The 26,401-nt window shown below is 58.8% G+C and carries 18 protein-coding genes; 9 read left to right on the plus strand and 9 right to left on the minus strand.

Annotated features, from left to right (window positions below; translation table 11 throughout):
• Positions 1-36: 36 nt before the first annotated feature.
• From M9920_02940 to M9920_02950, 3 genes are all read right to left on the minus strand, one after another.
• Complete coding sequence (locus M9920_02940) at positions 37-1,428, minus strand: SGNH/GDSL hydrolase family protein (GenBank protein MCO5051241.1); 1,392 nt, start codon at positions 1,426-1,428, stop codon at positions 37-39.
• Between the two features lie 34 nt (positions 1,429-1,462).
• Positions 1,463-6,301 carry a lamin tail domain-containing protein gene (locus tag M9920_02945; protein ID MCO5051242.1) on the minus strand — a complete coding sequence of 1,613 codons (4,839 nt, stop codon included), beginning with the start codon at positions 6,299-6,301 and terminating at the stop codon, positions 1,463-1,465.
• A gap of 87 nt (positions 6,302-6,388) precedes the next feature.
• Positions 6,389-7,477 carry a Gfo/Idh/MocA family oxidoreductase gene (locus tag M9920_02950; protein ID MCO5051243.1) on the minus strand — a complete coding sequence of 363 codons (1,089 nt, stop codon included), beginning with the start codon at positions 7,475-7,477 and terminating at the stop codon, positions 6,389-6,391.
• A gap of 28 nt (positions 7,478-7,505) precedes the next feature.
• On the opposite strand from M9920_02950, the gene M9920_02955 reads away from it, so the two are divergent.
• A complete protein-coding gene (locus M9920_02955) occupies positions 7,506-7,769 on the plus strand; it encodes a hypothetical protein (protein MCO5051244.1) in 264 nt (87 codons plus the stop codon).
• Between the two features lie 870 nt (positions 7,770-8,639).
• On the opposite strand, the gene M9920_02960 is transcribed toward M9920_02955, so the two are convergent.
• The 3 genes from M9920_02960 to M9920_02970 form a co-directional block, all read right to left on the minus strand.
• Positions 8,640-9,173: a hypothetical protein gene (locus M9920_02960; GenBank protein ID MCO5051245.1), complete on the minus strand. Its 534-nt coding sequence runs from the start codon at positions 9,171-9,173 to the stop codon at positions 8,640-8,642.
• Positions 9,174-9,248: 75 nt separating this feature from the next.
• Entirely contained in the window at positions 9,249-10,145 is an 897-nt protein-coding gene (locus tag M9920_02965) for a hypothetical protein (protein ID MCO5051246.1), read from the minus strand.
• A gap of 197 nt (positions 10,146-10,342) precedes the next feature.
• The gene (locus M9920_02970) at positions 10,343-13,594 is read right to left on the minus strand and encodes a glycoside hydrolase family 78 protein (GenBank protein ID MCO5051247.1); all 3,252 of its coding nucleotides are present in this window, start codon (positions 13,592-13,594) and stop codon (positions 10,343-10,345) included.
• A gap of 345 nt (positions 13,595-13,939) precedes the next feature.
• Here M9920_02970 and M9920_02975 point away from each other — a divergent pair, with 345 nt between their 5' ends.
• Entirely contained in the window at positions 13,940-14,413 is a 474-nt protein-coding gene (locus M9920_02975) for a hypothetical protein (GenBank protein ID MCO5051248.1), read from the plus strand.
• 877 nt (positions 14,414-15,290) lie between these two features.
• Here the strand turns inward: M9920_02975 and M9920_02980 are convergent.
• A complete protein-coding gene (locus M9920_02980) occupies positions 15,291-15,830 on the minus strand; it encodes a GNAT family N-acetyltransferase (protein MCO5051249.1) in 540 nt (179 codons plus the stop codon).
• A gap of 363 nt (positions 15,831-16,193) precedes the next feature.
• Here M9920_02980 and M9920_02985 point away from each other — a divergent pair, with 363 nt between their 5' ends.
• The 7 genes from M9920_02985 to M9920_03015 all read left to right on the plus strand — a co-directional run bounded on the left by M9920_02985 (position 16,194) and on the right by M9920_03015 (position 24,071).
• Entirely contained in the window at positions 16,194-17,414 is a 1,221-nt protein-coding gene (locus M9920_02985) for a serpin family protein (protein MCO5051250.1), read from the plus strand.
• Between the two features lie 141 nt (positions 17,415-17,555).
• Positions 17,556-19,091, plus strand: coding sequence for a xylulokinase (gene xylB / locus M9920_02990; GenBank protein MCO5051251.1), 1,536 nt, complete (start codon positions 17,556-17,558; stop codon positions 19,089-19,091).
• 6 nt (positions 19,092-19,097) lie between these two features.
• Complete coding sequence (locus M9920_02995) at positions 19,098-19,310, plus strand: SlyX family protein (protein ID MCO5051252.1); 213 nt, start codon at positions 19,098-19,100, stop codon at positions 19,308-19,310.
• Between the two features lie 75 nt (positions 19,311-19,385).
• The gene (gene thiH, locus M9920_03000; GenBank protein ID MCO5051253.1) at positions 19,386-20,585 is read left to right on the plus strand and encodes a 2-iminoacetate synthase ThiH; all 1,200 of its coding nucleotides are present in this window, start codon (positions 19,386-19,388) and stop codon (positions 20,583-20,585) included.
• A gap of 63 nt (positions 20,586-20,648) precedes the next feature.
• Positions 20,649-21,113 (plus strand): hypothetical protein, encoded by a 465-nt coding sequence (locus tag M9920_03005; protein MCO5051254.1) that lies wholly within the window; start codon positions 20,649-20,651, stop codon positions 21,111-21,113.
• Positions 21,110-21,514, plus strand: coding sequence for a hypothetical protein (locus tag M9920_03010; GenBank protein ID MCO5051255.1), 405 nt, complete (start codon positions 21,110-21,112; stop codon positions 21,512-21,514). The genes M9920_03005 and M9920_03010 overlap by 4 nt, the downstream gene beginning before the upstream one ends.
• Before the next feature lie 421 nt (positions 21,515-21,935).
• Entirely contained in the window at positions 21,936-24,071 is a 2,136-nt protein-coding gene (locus M9920_03015) for a DEAD/DEAH box helicase (protein ID MCO5051256.1), read from the plus strand.
• 39 nt (positions 24,072-24,110) lie between these two features.
• On the opposite strand, the gene M9920_03020 is transcribed toward M9920_03015, so the two are convergent.
• Both M9920_03020 and aepY read right to left on the minus strand, forming a co-directional pair.
• Positions 24,111-25,232, minus strand: coding sequence for a 2-aminoethylphosphonate--pyruvate transaminase (locus tag M9920_03020; protein MCO5051257.1), 1,122 nt, complete (start codon positions 25,230-25,232; stop codon positions 24,111-24,113).
• The gene (gene aepY / locus M9920_03025; GenBank protein ID MCO5051258.1) at positions 25,229-26,401 is read right to left on the minus strand and encodes a phosphonopyruvate decarboxylase; all 1,173 of its coding nucleotides are present in this window, start codon (positions 26,399-26,401) and stop codon (positions 25,229-25,231) included. The genes M9920_03020 and aepY overlap by 4 nt, the downstream gene beginning before the upstream one ends.

Below are 26,401 nucleotides of genomic sequence, written 5' to 3' on the forward strand. Positions count from 1 at the left end.
GCCGCTCATCACAGCGTTGGCTGCTGGGGCGGCACGTCAGGGAAACAATTCCAGCAAGGCATCGGCGAAGATTTTCATGCCGCGTTCATCGGGATGATTGATGGAATTGAGCATCAGCGTGTTGTAAGGAATGCCCTGACGCCACAAGCGGCCATAGCGTTTGGCGGCGTCCGCCAGAGCGATCTGATTTCGGGCGGCAAACTGTCGTAACCCAGCCACGTACGGTCGCGGGTCATCGTCAATTTCGCGTTGCCGATCCAGCCCCATCCAGTCCGGACGCACGTAATGCGGCGTGAGGATGATCCACTCCGCACCGATGGCGGCAAAATCCGCGCGCAGCTGGCCGTAGCGTTCCTCCACCTGTTCCGGGTTCAGCCCCGCGTCGTTCACAAACTCGGACACGATCAAATCCGATTTCACGTCCAGCACCTTCTCGCGGTAGTTATGCGGGCTGCCGGGCGGTTCGTTGAAATAACTACTGGTGTTGCGGCCGCCCCAGGCTTCGGTGATCAATTCGATGTTCGCCTTGGGAAAACGCTGGCGTAATCGGGTCACGAATTGATTCTGCCATCGGTTTTGCTCCCAATCCGGCACGAACGTGCCAACCGTAACGCTGTCACCCCACGCCAGCACACGCAGTGGCTCGCCCGATTGAAGCTTCCGCAGCGTCTGCGGCAACAAACGCTCGGCCACTGCGGGCTTGGGTTGGGGCAACGCGGGATAAACGGTCTCCAGGATCGGAAACAAATTATCGGCGGTCAGCCGGACGAGGTCACCGGACAACCAGATGTTGCCCAAGTGACGTTCGCCGGCTTTGATGGGCGGCGGCAATGGCGCTGCGGCGCGAGGTTCGCCCTGGCGCACCAAAATTCCACCTTGAGCAGTGAGCACCACGGCATCCAGGCGAAACAAGCGGTGGCGGTAACTGGCATAAACGATTTGATCGGGTCGAATCACGCGGTTGGTGGTGCGACCGAAGGTGGCCCACTGCGCATCCAACTCGTAATCCTTGCCGCGCTCAAAAATCGGCGCGTCCGATCCGGGGCCAGCGCGCAACACGAAGCTGTCGGCCTCCAGCAATCCCGGCGCGGTTGTTTCCTGGGTGCGCAGCGCCGACAAAGCCGCACCCCGCGCCCAACCACCGGCGGCGGGATTGAACAAAGGCAGTTGAGCGTGCGGTTCATTGACCACGCCGAACCGTTCCGGAGGCGTGACCGCGACCACGGCGCTGATTGCGCTTGGTTCGGTTACTGCGACGCGCACCATCCAGTCGCCCGCCAGAGTGAACGTCGCCGGCGCCGCGGTGGCGGTGGTCAGTAACGCCGCCCACACAGCGGCACCGCCGAGCAAGAAATGTTTGATCATGGTTTGGTTATACCCGCCGCTCAGTTTGAACGACAGCCAGTTGAAATCATCCCCGGCTTTCATGCAAGGTTTTGGCGGCGACGCTGGGAACCTGTCGTCACTCGGAAAGGCGTAATTGGAAAAATTGGTACGGCGCACCGACAAGCGAGGGATGCTGCAGATTGACGGTCACGGTGCCGTCCACCTGCGACCATGCTGCCGGATCGCACGGAGTCCAGGTTTGAAAGTCAGCGGTGCGCCAGAGTTCCACCGTGCCCTCCCATCCCGTGGTCGCCAATTGCAGTTGTCCATCCGGAGTGAGACTCGTGTGGGTAAAGGCAGGCGCATCAGCACGACCGGGAGTGCCACCAAGCACGCCACTGGGACGCCAGTTGGCGGCCGTACTCCAGACCGATTCTTCAGCGGCAGGATCCACCACCACCAGGGAGTAGCCAGTGTTATAGGTTTCCGGATACCACAACCGGGAATAGGTGAAGCTCAGGATGTTGCTGCCGGCGGGGGTTACCAACGAAAGCAACTCACCGCCACGCGCCAGATTGCCGCTCGCCCAAGCCACCAGAGTCAAACCATTGGTCGCATAACGAGTGGCAAAAGCCTCGGGATTTTTGGCCAATACCAATCGCGCTCCCGGATTCAACAGCAGCGGCGCGAACGTCTGATTGATGCCCGCGGCAAACTGCACTCCCTCCAGGTCAAGCGCGCTGCCACCGGTGTTGCGCAGTTCCAACCAGGCGAAGTCATCGTTCTTATACGGACTCTCCGGCTCGGGGGCGACGGGAGCGTACATCAGCTCGGTCACTCGCAGTCCGGAGTAATCCACCGGTGGACGTTGCACCGTCAGGTGATTTTCAGAAAGCGCGCTCCACTCGCCCGCTTGGAATGCGCGTGCCTTGAGTTCGAGATCGTGGCTCACCACCAGATCAACAGCCACATGCGCGTCATCACCCGGCTGCACCAAGGAAAAGTCAAAGTAGAGGTCGGAGCTGGTTTCGTTGCATTGATGCAATGAAACCGTCAACGCGTTGGCGCCCACGCGCAACAGATGCGCCACGTCGGCAGACCGGCTGAAGTACGTGTTCTGATCGGGTGAACCGGCGATGCCCGCCGAGTAAGTACCGTAGGTGTCCGGCCCGAAATTCATGTTCTCACGCAGGATTTCCGTGCCGTTGAGATAAACCACCGCGCCGTCGTCGCGCAAAATTTCCATGAGCAACGCGGGATTGGCATTCGTGGCGGCCACCGTGAATGTCGTCCGAAAATAGGTGGTGGTGACCTGCGGGCCGGACGAACCGCTGACGTACCGGCGGGTGACGGTGGCCACCGGATTCGCGGGGGCCGCGCCCGCAAAACCGAGAGTGGCCGGTCCCTGCGCCCAACCGCCATCGGAATAGCCGACCTCGCGCCAGCTCACACCACCCAGGTTTGGGGGTTCGGTGCCGAAGTCGTAATAGCGCCAGTTCGCGCCGCGGGCGATCAGGGTTTGCGGCCCCGTGGGCGGATTGGTGGTGGTGACCAAAAAGGCGGCGGGATTGATGGTGCCGTCCGGCAGGCGCGGGTCCGTTCCATTAGTCGTGTAGTAAAAGGTGGTCGGGGCGGAGATGTGCAGGGTCGAACCGTTCGGAACGGTTTGGTTCATGGCGGAATAAGCAGGTGCAGCAATCGCGGGAAACCAGCCGCGGGCCCGGAATTGGCCAACGACAATGTCGCGTCGTTGCGTGAGATAGTTGTTGAGCACCTCGTTACACGCGGGAAGCCAGGTGCCATCGCGAGTCTTGCCGCGACCCCAGCGGGCCGATTCGCCAATGACCGCCAGATCAATCTCGTTCATGCGGCTGAGGAAGCGATTTTGCGCGTTGGCCGGCGTGAGCGCGCCATCGCCGAAGAGATGCTTTTGCACCAAATCCGCAAAGCGCCGGCGATACTCCGGATGCTGAATCAGGCGCAAGTGAAGGGTGGCCGGATTGAACCGATATTGTTCGGTAAAGGATTCACCGGCGGAGGTGGTATCGGCGGTAACCCCAAAACTTGGGTTCGCCCCGAGCGAGTGCTCGGCGTCATGTCGCAGCCATTTGAAGCCGGACGGCTCGGCACGATCGAACAGACCGTACATGTTGTTGGGAAAACCGCCCCAGATGGACACGGGCGAATCCGGGTCGCCGGCGTAGTACGCGGAAATCATGTAAACGATCAGGTTATCCTCATCCAGATAGACGGGGTAGGCCGGGTTGGGTGTGCCGTCTGGATTCAGTCCTTTGACGCGCTGATAATTGGCGGCGTTGGCGCCGGTAAAACCCTGGTTTACAGCCAGGTTATGCAGCGCGTAGAAAGCGGCAAAATTACCGTCGCTGGCGGTGGTGACGTACCCCGGTTGACTGGTCTTGATGCAATCCCAATCTGCCGCGGCGCCACCAAGATACGTCTCCGCAAAGTCGGCGTCGCCGCGTTCCTGAGTTTCGTAAAGCCCCCAGTATTGGCCATTGAGATAGAGATGATAATAACGGCTGCGAGTATAGGGCATGCCCATGTCGCGTTGCGTATCACGCGAAAAAGTCTCGCGAATGAAGGTTTCACGGTCACTGTTCTCGAACGCCCACGAGTAGTTTTGCGAGCAACGCAAATCCACTTTGTCAAAACTATCCGCACCCTCGTCACCAAACAGCGGAAAATTCAACCGACCCGCACCGTAGGCGGAACGGAAGAACAGACGCAAACCATGTTTGGGGTTGCTCGTGCTCCGACTGTAAGCGCCGCGAATGCGCAGTCCGGCGTTGATTTGAAATTCATTGGTACTGCCGTGAACGGGATCAATCAGTTCCACTGAAACGGGGCGCTCCCAACTGCGACCGTCATTGCCCGGATTCACATAAATGCCGGTCTGCGGACTGAACAGATTGGCAAGGTCCGTCACGATGGACAGGGTGGGAATGCTGTTGGTCATTCCCTGGCGCAGACGGGCGCCATCGCCGGTCACGATGGCTGAGCGCATGCCGTATTCCATGGCGTGATTGTTCACGGCGCGATCCGCCGGCCAGCCCGGCGGCGGCGTGCTGCCTTGCTGCAATACGTCTTCCAGAAAGAGCCAGGTCACGGTGGTCACATTTTGCTGCACACTTTCCGGATCCACCACCGCCGCTCGCAACGTGGTGGTGACGCTGACCGGGACCGGCGCGGTGTAGAGCGGTGAATCCGCATTGGGGGTGCTGCCATCGAGTGTGTACCGGATTTCCGCGGCTGGCTCGGGGCTGCTCAGAGTGACATTGAAAGGCGCGGTTTTGTAGCCGCGCGGTTCGCTGGCGGTAACCACTGGCGTCGGCGCACTGCGCGGAGTGCCGTTGGGACCTCCGGGGGTGGGCACCGGAAAATAAGCCGCCTCAGTTTCCGGGGTGCGTTGTACGAGCCGTGGTTGAATGAGAAACTCTGTATCCGTGACAGTATTGTTCAGCGCGGTTATTTCCAACAGGTTGGTACCGACCACAAACGCCGCCGTGGGCACCACAAACGTCAGGGGTTGCAACGCCTCCTCCGCCGTGCGCGTGGTGGTTGCCGCGCTGTTCCAAAGCAACGGGGCCGGCACATTCAACGCGGTCAATGGCGTTCCGTTTAGTGATGCGGTAAAACCGTCCGCGCAACGCACCTGTAACTGCGCCGTGTAATCCGCTGGCCAGGGTTCATCCAGCTTGAAGCTCCATTCGGCATCGAGACGAGCGTTCACGCCCCGCATGTCGGAATCCACATCCGTGGTCACGTAAGCGCCGATGGCGCCCGCGTGGCGGAGGCCGTTGATGGCATCGCCCACCAGATGGAAGGCTTCGGACGAGAACCCAGCTTGAAAACCTTGCGCAGCGGATAATTCCAGCGAGGCGTCGCCGCCGTTCTCGTAAAAGATGAGCCATAGCGCGTAATCACCGGCGACCGGAAAATTAAAAGTGGAAAACGTCGTGCCGAATCCGCGCGGGTCCGGAAACTCGCCCACGAAATTCACTCCATGACCGCTCAAGCGCAGGCGAAAACCATCGTCGCTGCCCACCGCAAAAGTCCACTCGCCCGCGGTGGGAATATGAATGACGCCTTCCGCCACCACCACGAAGTTGTCCCGGTCCTCGCCAATATAAGCGTGCCCCGGAAAGGGTTCGTCGTTCACGAAGTAACCCGTCGAGCCATTGGCGTGAAAGTTGATGATCGCATGCGACTCAACGATTGGATAGGCCCGGTCGGTTTTCCAATAACCGCTGTTGGCGAGGCGCGCTTCGGCATCATCCACGTTCGCCATGCTCGAAGTCATTTCGTAGTAACGCACGGTGAACACGGCGTTGGAACCGGTGAAACCCAGGCCTCCGTTCGCCGCATGCCAGGGGGCCGTCCCGGTCGCGTTCGGCACGCGATAACGGGCCGAGGTCGCTGTGCCCACCAATTCATATTCACGCGCGGCTCGACCATAGGAAATATCCTCGAACTGCTCGGGAAACGTCGGGGCAAACTCGTCCTCGACCGTGACGCCATCGGGGCGAATGAGTCCCAGGTATTCACCGTTCTTCGACAGACTGAAATTGGCGTGCAGTTCGCCGTTGGTGATCGCTTCAGACGAACTATCGGCAAAGATGATCAAATAACCCTGAGCTGGAATCGTGACGCCATCGGGGATCCGCCATTGGGTGAGCGCCGTCGCGTTGTCCGTCAAATACCATCCGCTCAAGTCCACCGCCGCGGCGTCCGCATTAAACAGTTCGATCCAATCCGCCGCCACGCCCGCCGCGGTACGCAAGCCGTCCTCGTTGTCCGCGACAAACTCGTTAAGGCGCACCTGGGCCGGGGCCAGCGAAGCCATCAGCAACGGCAGCAATAAAAGCCGCAGCCACCGGCGACGCGCCCTGGCGGGAACTCCCGGGTGAGCGGCTGGAGAGGGAGTGCAGGTTTGGATCGAAGCTCGTTTAGTCATGTGCCGCGCAAAAATAAGCCATGCCGCCGCAATCGGCCACCAGTTTTTCAGGGGCAGTTTTTCAGCGCGGACAGCGGGCGGACCGCGCTACACGCCCAGCCACAGATCAACCGGCTTTTTCACCTGCGGCCGGAAGGGCAGCTTCACCTTTTGTCCGGTGCGCGCCGAAGCGTACGCGGCGTAGATCAATTCCAACACGGCGCGGCCATCCTCACCGGTGACGAGCGGCGGCTGGTTGTCGCGCACGCAGGAAATGAAATGTTTCAATTCCTGCGGATAACCTTGATTGAAGGCCTCCTCGAAAATGGCGAACGTCCAGCCTTTCGTTGCGCCCGCCTTCTCCATCGCGTAACCGTAACCGTTCTCGCTGTAAACCAGGGCGGCATTGCCGCGAAACAAATCAGCGTAACTCACGCCGCCGGTGCCATACACCTCCGCCCAATCCTCCATGCCGCCGAGCTTGGCCCAACTGTTCTCGGCGATGCCCGTGGTGCCGCCCTCGAACTCGACGATGACGACCGCATGTTCCTCGCCGCGCGTGCGCCCTTGATGAATCAGGCTGGTTTGCAAATGCGCCTGGACACTGAGCGCGTGCGGCCGACCGCCAAGCATCCAGCGAAACCACGCCAACGCATGGCAACCCATGTCCATGATCACACCGCCGCCTGACTGATTGATGTCGTAGAACCAATCACTGTGCGGGCCGTTATGTTTCTCAGCCTGCTTGAGCAAATAAATTTTCCCAAACGCGCCCTCGTTGGCCAACGCGCGCACCCGCTCGTACTTGGGCGCAAAGCACAGTTCCTCGGCATACATCAATTTCACTCCGGCAGCCTGACAGGCGGCGATCATCTCGTCGGCCTCCTCCAGCGTGAGACAAAACGGCTTCTCCAAAATGACGTGTTTCCCGGCGCGCGCGGCGGCCAGCACGGCCCGATGATGCAGAAAATTGGGCAGACACACATCCACCACCTCACAGTCGGACTGGGTGATGGCAGCTTCCAAATCGTCGAACCAGCGGGCGATCTGGTGTTTGCGCGCGAACGCCGCGGCCTTCTCCGCGTTGCGGGTGTACACCGCCACGACCTCCGCCTCGGGCACAAACCGACGATAGGATTCCAGATGTATGTCGGCGATGAAGCCGGCTCCGAGCAGTGCTACTTTGGTCTGACGCATAATTTTTCTCGCGTCATTCAGCCAGAAATTGAGCGCGCTGCAAACCTTGATTTTCCTGTCGCCCAATTGGAAACCAGCAACCTTGATCGAGAAAAGCCTGAGCAATCGCTCAGCACCGTCCGCGCAGCGCAACGTAAAAACCACGCGCCCCGATGCCCCTCCGGCCTCTGGCTGCAATCGTAATCTCCGCCGCGCGAACCCGGGCCTGACCAGCCACGGTGAAGGTGCCGCTGCGCGTGTTCATGGCGAATACGGCGAGGAGAGCACGACCCGAAAATCAATGCAACCTTAAATCGCGGATAATTGTTCTATCGATTCGCCATTCGCTCGTAATCCGGCCTTCGACTACGAGCGAGACGGGTGGAGTTTGTAGTCCCGCCTTCAGGCGGGGGCGAAGCCCAAGGAAGCGCATTACCGAGTGACTGCGTTGCTGCCGTCTAAAGCCGGAACTACGAGCGGGAAGGGCAAAGTTTGTAGTTCCGCCTTCAGGCGGGGGCGAAGCATAAGGCAGCGCATTACCGAGTAACCGCGTTGCGGCCGGCTGAAGCCGGAACTACGAGCGGGAAGGGTGGAGTTTGTGGTCTGCCTCCTCGTCGCAGCGCACGCTTGGCGCTCGACTGCCGGGCGGATAGCCCGACTGAAATCGCACCAGCTTGGGTCAATCCAAATCATCCGATGTTCGACGCGAGACGCGGCGAACCTGCACCCGAGACGGGTGCGCTCCCCAACCCATGCCCTCGTTTTCTTGCAGTTCGTAGCAACCGGTAGCATTTGGTCACAACGAAAATTCGGCTTGTAGTCAGAAGGTGTGAATCAATTGTCGGCGCCAGAGTCATCACCCGAGCCACTACAACTCCACGACGGCCAACCACCGGATGAACCGCAAACCACCTGAAATACGCGAAGTAAAATGGCAACCGGGAAAGCCGTTGTTCCCGTCCCGGTTTTCGCGTGGTTGGCGTATTTCGCGGTGATGATCATTGATTGTTGTGCCTCGTTTTACGTCCGCTGGTGAATGCCGCCAAGAGCGCTCCACACTGCAAATGCAGCCTCCAGAGCAATGCACCGCCCGCCCACTTTTCAATCAAAACCGGTTCAACGGCTCATGTTTGTTCGACATGAGTTGTCAAAACCAAGAACGGATCCCTTCATGTGGTTCACTTCACCGCTTGTGCGGGACGCTGGCTCGTTGCGCTTGCCACGTCTCAGCATTCTTCATGGCCCGCCGCAAAACGTCTCGATCCACTTCCCGTCTCTCGTCTTGGTTAATCCAGTTCAACCATTTTCGGACCAAGGCCCATTGCTGCTCCGTGAACAACTTCCATCGTTCCTGCCTCCATGCGCTCAGGTCTTTCTCGTTGATGGACTGAACGGCCTCCGCGATTTCGGGATTTTCTCCAAAGAGTTTTGATTCGGCATCCTTCAATGATTCGGGCCAATGGATTCCGCCATCGGCCAACATATTGATCAGCGAGTCCACGAGGAGACTGGTTTTCTCAACATCGGCTTGCGACTGCTTAATGAACGCCGGAAAAAAATAGTGGAACGCTCGAGGGTTTAACCAAGAGGCGATATCGAAGAGTTCTTGCAACAGATCCGCCCGAAGATCCTCCCACCTTCTGCCCACCAACTTTTCAGCCTCGGTGCGATCCAAATCGTATTCAGACGGCGATTCCCCCTCCGTGGCGCGAACCAAATCCTTGGGGTATTCGCGCTGAAAAGCTTGGTGCAGTTCTGCGTCCGAAATCGCGGTCATCTCGGCATCCTCCCTTTACAGCGGGCCTGTGCAGCCGTTCTTTACCTGGTAAGCGGTGCAATCCCCAATAACCTTCCAAGCGTCTGCCAACGCCTGCTGGTGACCAGGATCACCCCCAGAAAAACATTTTTTATGCAATCTGCTTCGTGCTAGTGCGAGTCCCAACCATGCGCCTGATTTGGCCCTGAGAACTGCGCAGCTATCGCCGCTGTTGCATTTGCCCATAGCTCCCGCAGCTTTCTTTGCGACCTGAACAGCGGCGGCTAACACACAGCATTCTTTGCTCACACCGAGCGTGTCCAATAAATCACTGATGCACTCCTGCTGCATCGCTGGCGTCGGTAGCTTCATGCAAGCTTCCATAGCGCCATCAATACTTGAAATCGCAAGGCCGAGAGAGTCGGTCCGGTCCACGGGATTGTTCTGAACAAAAGTGTAAAGGTTCGGCCCGTCGCCAAGAAGATTCACCTTGCCATGCCGGAGCGTTTCAAATCCCGGTTCGCCGAGCGGGTCGCAATTTGGCCACCGTTGCCAGTTGGGTGAATAGAAGCGGTAGCCGTAATAATACAGGCCGCTTCGTTCGTGTTGCTCCTTGCTGCTGAACCGGTACCCGTTGGCCACTGCTAGACTGCCACTGGCTCCGGCCAGGTTTCCATACGCGTCATACCGGTAACTCGCCGCCAAACCTTCACCCGCAGTCATCAGGTAGGTGATGTTCCCATTCCCATCCGCATGGTAATAATTATGCGTGCTCCAGTTGCCATGCCCGGCGTTGTAACCATCACGCCACGACTGCCAACTAACGGATGAACCGCGAACCACCCGAAATACGCGAAAGGAAATGGCAGCCGGGAAAGCCGTTGTTCCCGTCCCAGTTTTCGCGTGGTTGGCGTATTTCGCGGTGGAGATCATTGTTTGTTGTGCCTCGTTTTACGCCCGCTGGTGAATTCCGTCAAGTGTACTCCACAACGCAAATGCAGCATCCAAGGCCGTGGCGCTCCCGCTGCGAGTGGCATTGGTCAGTTCGTTCAGATTGGCCACACCAAAGGTCTGCACCAGCGCGTTATTGGTGCGGCGTTGGAGGGTGCGTCAGGCAGGTGCGGCATGGCTTAACGGTCCGGCAGGGTGCTGGTGAAGCGGTAACTTCCAGAAGCGAGGTTGAAAATGGCGTGGCCATTGGCGTAATGGACAAAGGATACGCCGTCCACGCGGGTCAGGGCTTGGCCGCGTTCCGTCACCTCGTCCACGTTGGTGGCGGGAACCGACACGGTGGCGGTGCTGTTGGCCGGGAGGGTGATCTCCCAGTTGAACTTGGCGCCGTCGCGCTTCCAGGCGCTGCGGATGAGTCCGTAGGGGGAGGCGTGGGTGGCGGTGACGAATTGCAGATCGCCCACCGGATGCGGTTGCATGAGCAGTTGTTTGAAGCCGGGTTGGGCGGGTTTGATGCCGGCCAGCGCTTCGTAGAACCAGGTGGTCAGGTCGCCCACCAGCATGACGTGATTATGCGAGTTCATGGCGGGATCGGCGGTGTCTCCGTTCCAAAGTTCCCAGACGGTGGTGGCGCCTTTTTCCACCATGTAACCCCAGCTCGGATAAGTGGTGTTGGTGGCGAATTGATAAACCAGATCGGCCCGACCGCCGTCCGTGAGCACGCGATTGAGCCATTGGCCGCCGATCAATCCCGTGCCGATGTGACCGTGGGTGTCGTTCGTGATTTTATCCACCAGATGTTGGAACACGCGGTCGCGCTGGCCGGTCGGGACGAGTCCCAAGGCGAGCGGCAGCACGCAGGAGGTTTGCGAGCCGTTGTCGTAATAACCTTGCTCGGGATTGAAATACTTTTCGTTCAAGGCGGTTTTCAATTGCGCCGCAAGCTGGGTGAACCGCTCGCGGTCGGCGGGGTACTCCAGCATTTCCGCGTAGCGGGACATCAGTTGGAGGCAATGGTAAAAATAGCTGGTCGCGAGAATGGCGGGCGCGGTCTTGCGCAACGGATCGCGCGAGTGAATGAACGCGGGGTCTTCCGGCGGCACGCACCAATCGCCGTAGGTGTCTTTCGCAATGATGCCGTTGGTGATGTAGGCGCGCATGTGGTCCACCCACTGGACCATGCCGGGATAGCGTCCGGCGATGAGGGAGGTGTCGGCATACTGTTGGTACATGTTTCCCGGAATGATGACGGCGCTGCTGGGCCAGGTGACGTCGTCGTTGTAGATGGGCCAATAACTCGGCGCCACGTCGGGGATGCTGCCGTTGTCGCGTTGCGCGTCCAACATGTCCTGCGTCCACTTGGCGTAAAGGGCGGCCACGTCAAACAGATACGTTTCGCCTTTGGATTCCTCCGAACGATCCCCGAGCCAGCCCTGGCGTTCATCGCGTTGCGGGCAATCCGTCGGGACGCTGCGGTAATTGCCGCGCACGCCCCAGATGATGTTTTGATAGAAGCGATTGATGGTTGGTTGCGAACAGGCGAATTCGCCCGCCGTGGCCACGTCGTCGTTCACAACGCAGCCTTCCAGCGCGTTCAAACCGGGTTGACCGGGAAAGCCGGTGACTTCCACGTAACGAAAGCCGTGGTAGGTGAAACGCGGTTCGTAAATTTCCGTGCCCTGGCCTTTCAGGGTGTAACGATCGGTGACTTTGGCGCCGCGGATGTTGTCGAGAAACAGCGAGCCGTCGGGCTTGAGCGTTTCGGCGTGACGCAGCGATACCGTGGTGCCGGCGGGACCGCGCACTTGCAGGCGGCACCAACCCACGATGTTTTGCCCGAGATCGTAAATGAACACGCCCGGTCGGATTTCGTTCACGCGGCGCGGTTTGATTTTTCCGGTGACGCGGATTGGCTCGATCATTTGCGCGGCGAGCCGTCCTCCGGGAGCGGCGACGGTTTGCGCGGCGGCCCAGGCGCGGTCATCAAAACCACTTTCCGCCCAGCCGGAGAGTTCCTGGCGCGCATCGTAATCTTCCCCGTCGTATTCGTTGTTGGCGGTGATGGGGCCGGCCGTGGTCAATTTCCACGAGCCATCGCTGACGATGGTGTCGCGGGTGCCATCGGTGTATTCCAGTTCGAGTTGCAACAACAGTTTGGGGAAACCGTAGGTGGTCGTGCCGAGGGGTTCAGTGGTGCGAGGAGCGTAATAGCGACCGTTGCCGAGCCAGACGCCGAGGGCGTTGCGACCGGATCTAATCTGCTGGGTGACGTCGTGAGTCACGTAGAAAACGCGCCGGGGATATTCACTCAAGGCGGGGGACAAAACGTGATCGCTCACCTTGCGGCCGTTCAGATAAAGCTCGGACAATCCCAGGCCGCTGAGGTAGGCGGTGGCGCGCCGCACTTTTTTGGCCGCGACAAATTCCTTGCGCAACATGCGTGCGGCCAACTGGCGGGCATCCGGAACGTGGATTTCGCCCCACGGCGCCATGCCAACGCGACCCAGCACCCGCGCAGGAACCCAGGCGGAATCATCGTAATCCAACGCCGTCCAGACCCCGGATTCCCGGTCGGTGGTTTTCCACTGGCCATCGGTTTCGATTACCAGCGGTTCGCCCGTTTCAAATTCGATGCGCAACGCGCCGAGCAATCCGGCGGGGTTGGGATCGGTACCCGTATTTTTAACCCAGGCACCAATGACATTTCGGCCTGGCTGCAGACTGTGGGTGACGTCCATGGCCGTGGTGATTTTGAAATTGTTTCCAGTCCCGGCGTGCCGGGCGTTGACGGCGCAGGCCCATTCGTTGTCGCCGGTCAAGTGCAGCGTGGCCGTTTTGATGGTGCGGTTGGCGGGCAACTCAAAAGTCCGACGAAAATAGCGGGTGGCAACGGGCGCGGCGGCCTCCGGTTGGCCCTCGGGAAACCAGATCCACGAGCCGGTGGTAAAACGCGCGTTGCTCTCGGGTTCATCCCGTCCAATCCATTGCCCCCGCCAATCGGAAGGTTGCAACAAACCCATGCTCCACGCCGCGGGTTTGCTCCACGCAGACGCCTTGCCCGCCTCATCCCAGACGCGGACCCGCCAGAAGCATGACTGTTGGGAAGCCAATGGTTTTCCGGCATAGGGAACGAGCACCGATTGATCGGAAGTGATTTTGCCCGAGTCCCATAAATCCGCCTGCCCGGATTTCAGTTTGGCGACGGAACTGGCGACGAGGATTTCGTAAGCGGTCTGGCGGGCGCCGCGTTGCCGGGATTCCAACTGCCAACTGAGTCGCGGCGATTTCACATCAATGCCTTGCGGCTGCTCGAGGAATTCGCAGCGGAGCTTGACGACCTCAACCGCCGTGGCGGCGCAGCCGCACCAAAGCAGGCCAACGGTGATCGCGAGAAGTTGTTGCCAGAATTTGCCAGAACGCATCGCTTTCATAGGCCGACAGCTTTACCGAAGCGCGCGTTCGGGTCACGGTGAAAATGCGCCGGACGCGTCCCTCCCAAGCGAAGAAAGACAAGGGAATGGTGGGCAGAGGAATGGGTATTGGGGGAGCACCGCCGTCCTCGGCGGTAGTCGTTCGCGTCTCGCGGACGATATCCGGTTGTAAAGTAAAAGGCCACCGAGGCACAGAGAAGGAGGCGAATTACGAGGGATGATTTACGAAGGACGAGACGTGGGGTGGTGGGGCGCACTCCGGACGGAACTTGTGGAATTCATAGATTGACCAGCCGTTCGGAAAACCTCATTGTCCCGACATAATGATCTGCCGACGACCAACCCTTGGCAACTATCGCGGACCTGAATGTTAAGCCGGCCGCTGCACACGCCATGACCACTCAACGCGACATCCCTGGCAACATCGCTCGCTGGCTCTTTCGCATCGGCATTATCTGGGCAGTGATACTTCTGCTTCCGACTGTCGGAGCGTTGCTATCTGCCTTCGACCGCGCGTGGCGTATGTGGCTGTTGGGTGTTTATTTTCTTGTTGGATATGGTGTGTGGATTGGCTGGCGGTGGCGCAGCCGACAGTGCCGGGCACTTGTCGCGTCCGCTGCATTCTGGTTGTTCTCTGCTGCCTTCAATTCTGCGTTTATCGTTCTTCTCATCGCCACAGAGTCGCAGTGGCCGAAGATTTTGATTTTCGACGAAACAGCTTTCTATGGTTGGTGGTGGATTGCCGTGACTTTGGCGTCACTGGTGGCATTGGCCTTTGAATTCAGGACACCGAGAGATGAAATACGAGCGGCCTCCTGAGAAGCTAGACATGCAAAAGGTTGATTATCAACAAAACTGGCTGGTCGAGTTTCTTCCGTCATTGCTCCGCGTCCGACGTGGTTGCAATCGTGGCGTTACGTGCGCCGGGTCGCTGAGCTTTTATCGCTGACGGCAGTGCGCGTATGTCATTTCCACAGTCCACACCTGAAGTTGCACGCTGGTGCGCGTTGATTGTTGCGATTGTGCTTGTTTTTCCGACTGTGATCTCAGTTGGGAGTGCGGTGAAGGCCGAGTGGACTGGCACGGCACTTTATTCGTCGAGTCCACGCCTTCCTGCGACAGAGCAGGTAACGCGGGCAGCCTCGCCGGAGAAGTTTCGGGATGCGGTTCTCATGGATTGGCTGAGTGCAGGTTTGTTCGGCGGCCTCACTGTTGTTTCATTTTCTTTTTACCGACGTTTGAGTGAATGATTGAGCTGTCACCCCATACGCTCACGGCGACGGCGTCGTTATATCGGGAGGGACGACTTCCACGTCGCCCCCAACTGATCAGGGAAAATACAACCGCGAAATACACGAAATACGCGAACGGAAAGGCAAGGGAATGATGGGCAAAGGAATGGGGAATGGGGGAGCATCGCTGTCCTCGGCGGTCATCGTTCGCATCTCGCGGACGACATGCAGTTCTAAAGTTAAGGGCCACCGAGGCGCAGAGGCACCGAGGGGCGGGCGAATTGCGAGGGACGCCGCAGCCACGTTACTGACCGGGCACACGCTCACGGTGACGCCGTCGTTATATCGGGAGTGACGACTTCCATGTCGCCTCCAACTGATCAGGGAAATAAAATCAGATTGCAATAATATCGGCAGGTTGCCGATCAAAACGGCCAGATTGGCCGTCTCCCTGGGCTCCGCGCTCAGTCCTGCGCCTCTTTGTGTTCGCGGTATTGCGGATGGCTCGTCAAATTGTAGGAAAGATAAATGTGCTTGGTTTCGTGATTGAAACCTTTCTTGCGGAAAAAGGCCAGCGCGTCGGCATTGCCCTCGTCGGTATCCACCAGCATGATGCGCGCATCGCGTTCAATGAACATTTCGGTCAATCGCGCCAGTAACCGGCTGGCAACGCCGTGCCGTTTGTAGTGCGGTTCAATCCCCAGCCACTCGAGCCAGCCATACCGCCAGGCGTTCCTTGGCTTCTCCATCATGGCCCCCAAAGCGAACCCCACGAGGCGACCGTCCACTTCGGCGACCAAGCACGTCTCGCCATCGGACCCAAACAATTCCAGCACCTCATCGTCATCCCACGAGCGATAGAGTGTCGGCAGTTTTTCCGCGGTAAACAATTTCTGTCCCAATTCAAACACCGGCGGCAAATCGGCCAGCTCCATGAGGCGGATTTGCACCGAAGGCGCGCTCCTGGGTTTTCGCTTTTTCGAAGTCTTCGTTCTACGTTCCATAAAAATTTAGCCCGCCATCAAACGGATCGGAGTTTATCCTCCGACGTATGGTTTCATGGCAGGCAACCGCCCTGAACTTTCCAAGACCCGCCCCCGCCGTCAAGCGAGAACAATTTACCTTTATCGGCTGGGTTACGCTCGATAACCCGTTGAATCACAGACTGTTTCATAGCCACCCCTCGCGCAACTATCCCGACGCTGACGCGGAGTATTCTTTAAGATAATCAAGTCAAGGGCGACCATAAGCGCATCTCGATTGACGTGGTATTCCACAGACTCTCAACCATTTGCAAACCCCGCTTCCAACCAAACGCCCGAGTTGTTAGAATGGCCTTAACCGAAAATAAACGCGCAACGCTCATCATGAAATCCAAGCTTTGTCTGCTGTTGGTCGTCGCAATCGGGAGCAATTGCAATCTCCTGTCGGCGGCGAACTCCAGCCTGTCCGAACTGGCCCATGCCAACAACACCTTTGCGTTTAAACTGCTCAAGCAATTGTCGGTGGAGCAACCCCAAGCCAGCATTTTGGTTTCGCCCTACAGCACGGCCACCGCGCTGCAGTTGGTCGCTCGTGGTGCTGCGGGTCGAACTCTTCGCGAAATGCAGCAAGCTCTCAAAATCTCCGACCTTTCAGCCGACGCCTTGAACGCGGCGACCAAAGCGGCTGCCGAGGGGCTTAATCCGAAGGACACCAACGTCATTCTCACCACTGCCAATGCGCTCTGGTACCGGCAGGGCGTCACCATGAAGCCAGCCTTTCTCGAAGCCAGCCGACAATTCTCCGACGTTGCCATCCGCCCCTTGGATTTCAACAATGCGTCAGCCGCGGAAGCCATCATCAACCAATGGGCCAATGACCAAACCCACGGAAGAATCACCGCCATTGCCGATGGCCTGATTGATCCAATTTACACGGATTTGGTTCTCGCGAACGCAATTTATTTCAAAGGCCGATGGCACGCCCCGTTCGACGCGAAGTTGACGAAGGAGCGTCCGTTTCACCCCATGGTAGGTCCGGCAAAAAATCGGCCGATGATGGAGAAGCATAGCCGATTCACTTATCGCCAAGGTTCTGGATATCAGGCCGTGCGATTGCCTTACGTGGGTTGGCGACTCGGGATGTACGTGTTCTTGCCCGATCCCGGCAGCAATCCAACGAAACTGCTGCGAATCATGAACGGGGACAACTGGCGGCGTGTAACAATACCGGGATTCAGCAAGCGCGACGGCTGGTTGGTGCTGCCCAAGTTCAAACTGGAAAACACACTCGATCTCAAACCGGCAGTACAGGCGCTGGGCATAAAGACTGCCTTCAATGCTCAAAAGAAACAACCCGATGCTGACTTTTCCGGCATGTTTGATGAACCGCATCACCTTTCCGCAGTCCGACAGAAAGCGTTTGTAGAAGTGAACGAACAAGGTACTGAGGCGGCCGCAGTTACAGGTTTGACGGCCAAGTCCGCGGGACCCCAATCGGATCCACCAAAGCCATTTCAGATGATTGTGGACCGACCGTTTCTATTTGCCATTGTGGATGCCCAAACGGAAATGATCTTGTTCATGGGACTGATCAACGAGCTTTGAAGCGGTCGCGCCACTGGAGCTAAAGTTTCCGCCGGATAAACCCGTCCCGAAGCACCACGTTTTTTTACCGGCGACAGCGCTTCAGTCCGCTCCGTTCCTTCCGCGTGACATGCAGCGGTTTTTTTACTTAGACTTCGGCTCATGCGAAACCTTCTGATCGGCATTGATAGCGGAACGCAATCCACCAAGGCCGTCGTCGTTGATGCCAAAACCGGCGAGGTCCTCGGTTCCGGATCGCAAACTTACGATCTGATTCCCCATTTGCCGCCTGGCGCCAAAGAGCAGCATCCCCACACTTGGCGCGACGCGGCTGCGACCGCAATTCGTCAGGCGTTGCGCAGCGCCAAAGCCAGCGGAGCTCAAGTCAAGGCCATCGGCGTTAGCGGCCAGCAACACGGCTTCGTCCCGCTGGATGCCGACGGTGAAGTGATCCGCCCGGCCAAACTCTGGTGCGACACCGCCACCGCCGCCGAGTGCGACGAGTTGACCCGGGCGCTGGGCGGGGAGAAAAAAGTTCTGCGCACGCTCGGCAACGCCATTCTGACCGGTTACACCGCCGCCAAAATTCTTTGGCTGAAAAAACATGAGCCGAAAAATTTTGCGCGGCTGGCCACGGTGCTCCTACCCCATGATTATCTCAACTTCTGGCTCACGGGCGAACGGGTGACGGAATACGGCGAAGCCAGCGGCACGGCCTTTTTCAATGTCAAAACCCGGCGCTGGTCCAAAGCCGCCATCAGCGCCATTGACCCGGATTTGAGCGATAAACTGCCGCGCGTCATTTCCAGCGATCAACCCGCCGGCGTTTTGCGCTCTGAAACCGCGCAACAACTCGGGTTGCAACCGGGCACGCTGGTCAGTGCGGGCGGCGGCGACAACATGATGAGCGCCATCGGCACGGGCAACACCCGGGCCGGTCTCATCACCGCCAGTTTCGGCACGAGCGGCACCATCTTCGCCTGCGCGGATCAACCGATCCTCGATCCGCAGGGTGAGATTGCGGCGTTTTGCGATTCCACCAACCACTGGCTGCCGCTGCTTTGCACCATGAACGCCACCGTCGCCACGGAGATGATGCGGCTGGATTTTGGCTTCACGCACCAGCAATTCGAGAGCAAGGCGAAACAGGTCGCCCCCGGAGCGGACGGTTTGTTGTTGCTGCCGTACCTTGAAGGCGAACGCACGCCCAACGTTCCCGACGGCACCGGCGTGCTGCTGGGGATCACGCCGAAAACTTTTCGCGCCGGCCATTACTGTCGCGCCGCCATGGAAGGCGTGACGCTCGGCATGAATTACGGATTGCGGCGCCTGGGGGAACTCGGCGTAACCGCGAAGCAAATCCGCGCGACGGGCGGCGGGGCCAAATCCAAACTGTGGCGACAGATCATGGCGGACGTGTTCAATGCGGAAGTCGTGACGCTCAAGGTGAGCGAAGGCGCGGCTTACGGAGCGGCCTTGCAGGCGCTCTGGTGCTGGCGATTGCAACAGGGTGAGAAAGTGAAAATTTCCGATCTCACCGACGAATTTGTCACGTTGAACCCAGCCGAAACCACCACGCCCCAGAAAACCAACGTGGCCATCTACCGTGAACTACAGGCGTTGCAGGATGAGCTATCGCGCTCCCTGCGCGGCGTCTTCGTAAAGCACCGGCGGTTCGTGACCGCCGCCACGATTTGAATTTCCATGGATGAATCCAGCAACCAGCGTTTTGAGCGGCTCGAAAGTCTCGTGGCCCATCTGGAACGACAGGTCGAGGCGCTGAACGAGGTGGTGATTGAACAGGGTAAACTGACGCAGCAGTTGAAAAAGGAGCTGCATCGGGCCAGCACCGCGATGCAGTCTTTGGAGCTGGAACGCATCAAGGCCAACAATCCCAAACCGCCGCATTATTCGTAGCTTTTGGCCCGCGACCACCACGCGCTCCATACCGCGCCCGCTCGACTTCGCTCGTTGGTTTGCTAAAGTTTACGCGTGAGTTTTGTCGCTGAGTTCAATTCCCTGCCGATTCAATCGCTGTTGCGGCGCGCGCGGGAAGCTTCCACCGCAACCGTCCGCGAAGCGCTGGGCAAATCAACGCTGTCGCTGACGGATTTCACCCAACTGATTTCGCCGGCGGCGGGTGAAAAACTGGAAATGCTGGGACACCGTTCGCAGCAACTCACCCAGCAACGGTTCGGCAAGGTGATCCGCTTGTTCGCGCCGCTGTACCTTTCCAACGAGTGCATCAACAACTGTAAATACTGCGGTTTCTCACGTGACAACCCGATCTTGCGCGTCACCCTCTCGGTACCGGAGGCGCGCCAGGAAGCCGAGGCGCTGGCGCGTCAGGGCTTCCGCAACATCCTGCTGGTTTCGGGCGAACATCCCAAATTTGTTTCCGAGGGTTATCTCGCCGAGTGCGTGGCGGCGCTGCACGAAACCATCCCCAGCGTTTCGCTCGAAGTGGGGCCAATGGATACGGAGGCGTATCGCGACCTGGTGACGGCGGGTGCGGATGGCTTGGTGGTTTACCAGGAAACTTACGATCGCGCGGTTTACGCGGAAATGCACACCGCCGGACCGAAGAAGAATTTTGATTGGCGACTCGAAACACCCGAGCGCGCTTACGCAGCCGGTTTCCGGCGCATTGGCATCGGCGCGCTGTACGGCTTGGCGGACTGGCGTTACGAGGCGATTTGTCTGGCCGCGCACGCGGAGTATTTGTTGCGCCATTGTTGGAAGGCGCAACTGACCCTTTCGCTGCCGCGCCTGCGACCCAGTGCCGGTGAATTTGAACCGCTCACGCACCTCAGTGATCGCGAGCTGGTGCAACTGGTTTGCGCGTATCGCCTGATGTTTCCCGACGTGGGCATCGTGCTATCCACGCGCGAATCGGCGGCGTTGCGGGACGGCTTGATCCCGCTGGGCATCACGTTGATGAGCGCGGGCAGTCACACGGAGCCGGGCGGTTACACGGGTGCCGGACGCGCGAAGGTGCATCAAACCGTGCAGGGACGCATCGTGAAGGTGGGCGCGAGCGAGTGGGCGGCACCTACAAACGGACATCCCACCAATGCGACCGGCCAGTTCAACATCGCGGATGAACGTTCCAGTCAAGAAGTCGCTCAATCCATCCGGCGCCTCGGCTACGAACCGGTATGGAAGGATTGGGACGTGGCGTTGACAACGTGACCGGCGCGAGCCAGCGTATCACCCATGAACAGAAAGAAAATAATCACTACTGTTCTTGTTGGAATGTTGGCGCTGATTGGTATGGGGGCCATCGTGCCCTTCCTGTTTGCCCGCGCTTCTAACTGCGGCGGTAACAGCGCGACCCTGGTCAACTGCAAACAAATCCTGCTCACAGCTCAACTATTCGAAGCAACCAACTCGTTTTTCCTCGCGGCGACTCAGATGCGTTCGATTGAGCGCGAGCAATTCCTAAAACTTAGCGCGAATTCTTGGACCGGCGATGCGCGGTATTGGGTGCGCACCAACGGTCTGAATTTGACGAGCCCCACTCAAATCGTGGTTTTCTGCGACCAAATGTTCGCCAATGTGCCGCAACCCACCCTCTGGAATCTCTTTCGCCGCAATCCGGCTCACGCGATTGGCTTTGCTGACGGCACGACCGGTTTGATGACACCCGAAGCCTACGCGCGACTCGACAAAACGGACTTTGCTCCGATTGCCAACTTGAAAGAAATTCATCAACCGTGAACGCCATCATCGCCAACGGTCAAACCATCACGACCAAGCTTCCCTGCACCATTGAGGAATTTTTGGTCGCGCAAAAACTGTTGCCGCGCCGCGTCGTGGTGGAGCACAACGGCGAGGCCGGAGCGCCGTCGCAACGCGCCACATACGTCGTTGAGACCGAGGCTGTGGGTGATTTGGGCGTAGAGCAGGCTGACGACATGACTCCACGGGCTGAACGTGCGGCACCGATCTGCCACGCCGGTTTCGCGCGCCAGACGCGGCACCAGATGCGGCGGAATGAAGTGTCAAACTTGCCGCAAGAGCGAGAACTTGCCGGCGGTTGGCTTGATGGTGGTTTTCCTTTTCATGCCCTTCCTTGTGGCAGGGCGCAAACCCGCAAGCCAACCTTTTTTATCCCTTAACCCTGTGAGTCAGCAGTGTACTAAAATCACAAATTCCGAAGAAATTTTAGGTGTGCGTCAGCTCTGCACGGCACTTTCACGGCATCACTTACCACTCCGGTTCCAATCGCGAAATTTCATCTGTTGCTACCAACCCATTGTGGTCGGGGGTTGGGTCGCAGTACGCCTCGCTTAATCAGAATCCCAATCCACAGACAGCGAAATCAATGCGGACGCAGGTTCGTTGGCACTGATAAAAACCAGGTGGCGCTGACAATCCTGGCTAAAAAATTGTGCACTGCTGTAAACTCATCGTCATGGCCGATTTCATGTCAGGCACTGTATTCCTGATAAAACCGGATGCTTGAGTGGCTCAAAATTTCGCTCTCGTTTGCTCCGGCGGGCTGTTACGTTGGCCGAAGTCGCCAAGGCGATCCACTATATGACATCCAAATCCTTCGCCGATCTCGGCCTCTCTCCGGAACTGCTCAAAGCCGTCGCCAAGCTGGGCTTCGAGCAGGCTTCACCCATTCAGGCCGAATCCATTCCCGTGCTTTTATCGGGGCGCGATCTGGTGGGGCAATCGCAAACCGGCTCCGGAAAAACGGCGGCGTTCGGCATCCCCGCCATTGAAAAGACTGATCCAAATTTGCGCGCGGTGCAGGTCTTGATCCTTTGTCCCACGCGCGAGTTGGCGGTGCAGGTTTCGGGCGAGATTCACAAACTCGCGCTGTTCAAACGCGGGATTCAAGCATTGCCCATCTACGGCGGACAATCTTACGAGCGGCAGTTCTACGGCCTTAACCAGGGCGCGCAAATCGTCATCGGCACGCCGGGACGGCTGCTGGATCATTTGCGCCGCCGTACCTTGCGACTCGACGCGGTCAAAGTGGTGGTGCTGGATGAAGCGGACGTCATGTTGGACATGGGTTTCCGCGACGACATCGAGGCGATTCTGCAAACGGTGCCGACCGCGCGACAGACCGCATTTTTCTCCGCCACGATGCCGCGCTCCATTCGCGAGCTGATCGAGAAATACGCGCGGACGCCACAGAGCATCCAAATTGAACAGAAGGCGGTGACGGTGGCGACGGTCGAGCAGATTTATTACGAGGTGGATCGTCGGTTCAAAATCGAATTGCTGACGCGCCTGATTGATCTGCACGACCTCAAGCTGGGCATCATTTTTTGCAACACCAAACGCATGGTGGACGACCTCGTGGATCAGTTGGAAGCTCAGGGATATCAAGCGGACCGGCTGCACGGCGACATGACTCAGGCCATGCGCGATCGGGTCATGAACAAGTTCCGCAAGTCGGGCATGAAATTTCTGGTGGCCACGGACATCGCGGCGCGGGGTATTGACGTGGACGATGTGCAGGTGGTGTTCAATTATGATCTGCCCTACGACGTGGAAGATTACGTGCATCGCATCGGTCGCACCGGGCGGGCGGGTCGCAGCGGGCGGGCGATCTCCTTTGTCTCCGGGCGCGAGTTATTTCAAATCCGCAACATCGAGCGCTACACCAATCAGCGCATTCAGCGCGGTCGCATTCCAACCGCCGCTGAAGTTGAAGACGCGCGGGAGGATTTGTTTCTCGGAAAAATTCGCACGGCTTTGGGGGCGGGCGATTTCAAGCGAAATGAATTTTTGGTGGAACGCTTGTTGGAAGAGGGTTTTTCTTCCGCGGACATCGCCAGCGCCTGTCTAACGCTTTTGCAGACGGAATCCGGCGATGAACCTGCCGGCGCCACGAAATCAGAACCGCCAAAACGAGCGGCCCGGTTTGATGCCGACACCCGGCGCCCGGATCGTCGCGGTCCCACTGAAAATCGCGGCGTCCAGACGGATCGCAGGGAGCGGACGCGGTCGCCATTTCGACCGGATGCATCCAAGCCAACCGCGCCTTCCAGTTGGTCACGTCCGGCGGCAACGGCTCCCGATCAGAGTCGGGTGAAAGCAGCGCCACCGCGCAACACCACCGCACCCGTGACTACTTCGACTCCGGCGGAAAACCCGGTCAAGACTGTGGTTGGCGAGCCGCAATCGCCCGCTTCAGCCAAAGCTCCCGGTTCTGATGTACCTCCACCGCCCGCCAAACCTCGAGTCGTACCGCCTCGTCCGACCCCGGTTTCCACCGCACCGGAAAGCAAAGCGCCAGCGGCACCGACAAAAGCCGCGGCGGTGAAAACTTACTCTGATGAAGAAATTCTGGCTTCGGTAAAGTCGCCAATGCCAGTTCCCGCAAAGTCCGGCAGCTCACCCCATTTACCACCTTGGGCCACAAAGAAGCGCGACCGCGTTCCGCCGGCGAAAGCTCCGCGCCCGAGTCGCGCGACGCCCAAGCACCAGACGCGGCTGTGGATGAGTCTCGGGGCCGCGCATCAGATCCGGCCGGCGGATATCGTGACGGCCATTTCCGGGGAAACGGGTTTGCCCGCCAAAGTGGTCGGCACGGTGGACATTCGGGAAAAGCATTTGTTCGTGGACGTGGACCAGGAGAACGCCAACATCATTGTGTCCCGACTCAAACGCGCGCAAATCAAAGGTCACAAGGTGAAGGTCAAAGTGGCCTGAACTGGCGCGCTAAAACCAACCGCTTCATCCGGTTGGAAGTTACGCGGGCAGCGGCACGGGTAATTCCAATTCGTGCAAGGTTTCGGCGATCGCCGTCAAGAGCGACCGGATTTCCGCTGCGCCAATGCGGCCGATGTTGCCAATGCGGAAACAGTCGAGACGGGTGAGCTTGCCGGGATAAATCACGAAACCCTTCTCGAAGAGGCGTTGGTAAAAATCGGCAAAGTGAAAACGCGCGTCGGTTGGATAATGAAACGTGGTGATGATGTAGCTTTGCGTTTCGGGCGCGAGATACGGACGGAAACCCAGCTTGCGCATGCCGGTGACCAGCAGTTGATGGTTGGCCGCATAACGTCGCCCGCGTCCGGTCACGCCGCCTTCCGCCTCCAATTCCCGCAGCGCCTGATCAAACGCGAGCAGCGCATGGGTCGGAGGCGTAAAACGAAACTGCCCGTCCTTTTCCAACCCTTGCCATTGCGCAAATAAGTCCAGGCTCAATGTGCGCGCCCGCCCGGCGGTTGCTGCTAAAACTTCACGTCGCGCGAGCACAAAGGAAAAGCCCGGCACGCCTTCAATGCACTTGTTGGCCGAGGAAATCAGGTAATCAATTCCCGCCGCCGCCAGGTCCAGTGGGATCGCGCCGAAACTGCTCATGGCGTCCACAATGAAACTGCGGCGCTGCCGGCGAACCAGTTCACCGATTTTCTCAATGGGATTCAGAATGCCAGTTGTCGTTTCACAATGCACCGCCACGACATGCGTGATGGATTGGTCTTGCGCCAATGCGTGATCCAGCGCCGCCAAATCCGGCAATTGATTTTCCTCCGTACGCAACAGCGTAGTGGCAAGGTGATGACGCGCGGCCATGGTGGCAATGCGTTCGCCATACACGCCATTGATGAGGATCAGGATTTTTCCGTCAGTTGGGATTGCGGAACTGATCACGGATTCCACGCCAAACGTGCCGCTACCCTGCATCAAAACCGCTTCGTATCCGGCCGCCTGACTGACGCCGCCGAGTTGCAGCAACCGCTCGCGAATGTCGCGGACCAACGCGATAAACCGCGGGTCCCGCGAACCGGCATCATGCCCCATGGCTTGCTTGACCGTGGAACTGGTGGTCAGCGGGCCGGGAGTGAACAGCAGTTTATCGGCGCTCATGCGGCTGATGCAACGGAGGGTTGATTGGAGCGCAGGAACTGCATAAACCGCTCCTTCACTTCATGCGGCGGCACCGTCGGGCGCCCGATGCTCTTGGGCGAGCCTGGTTTGATTTTAATGTGCAACAACGATGGCCCGGGAGTCTGCCGCAAATGGCGCAGGCTCGCCCGCACGTCGTCCGCGCGATCCGCGGCGTGCGCATTTTGATAATTGGTGGCCGCCGCGATGGCGGCGAACCGCGCCACGGGCGAGGAGGTTTGCTGGCCGCCGGTGGAGTCATGCACTTCGTTGTCGAGCACGATGTGCAGTAAATTTTTCGGTTGGTAATAGCCAATGCTGGCGAAGTTGCCCAGCTTCATCAGGGCGGCGCCGTCGCCGTCCAGCACTACGACTGGCTGGTGCGGCAGGACGTGCGCAATGCCAAAACCAATGGCCGAAGCCGTGCCCATGCCGCCCACGACGTAAAGCTGGTTCGCGCGATCCGCCAGCGTGAACAACTCGCGCCCCGTCATGCCCGTGGTCGCCACCATGGCTTCCCGTCCGCTCAGTTCGCTAAGGATCAATTCGATGGCCTGGGTGCGCGTCAGCCGTTCGGTGGATGACGCGGCGGCGCTGAATTGCGTCGCGGTATTGACCACGGTGATCTGCGGGCGCCGCGTTAATTGATGCGGCGCGACGGTGTCCTTTTTCATCACGAGCGCGAACGGTCGTTGTCGTTCCGTCAGGCTGGTTTCGACCTGCGCCATCACCGTTGGAATTTCCGCTTCGGTGGCGGGAAACGGCAGCCAGGGAATTTCAATCGCTTCCAGCAATCGGTGCGTTACGTGCCCCATGTGAACGTGCTGCGGTTCGTCATCCACGCCGGGTTGCCCGCGCCAGGTCGTGATCAGCAACGTGGGCACGCGAAACGGATGGTTGAGCGACGTCAACGGATTCACCATGTTCCCGAGGCCTGAGTTCTGGCACATCGTCACGGTCTTGCGTCCGCCAAGGTAGGCGCCCAGCGTGAAGCCGACGGCTTCGCCTTCGCTGGTGGCGCCGACGTAATCCAGCGACGGATCATCAATGACGTAATTGATGAACGGTTTGAGGAACGAGCACGGCACGCCGGCATATTGCGCGTAATTCAGGCCGCGCAGGTGTTCAATGAAGAAGCGGGCATTCAGCAT

Source organism: Verrucomicrobiia bacterium (assembly GCA_023953615.1).
Taxonomy (GTDB): domain Bacteria; phylum Verrucomicrobiota; class Verrucomicrobiia; order Limisphaerales; family JADLHS01; genus JADLHS01.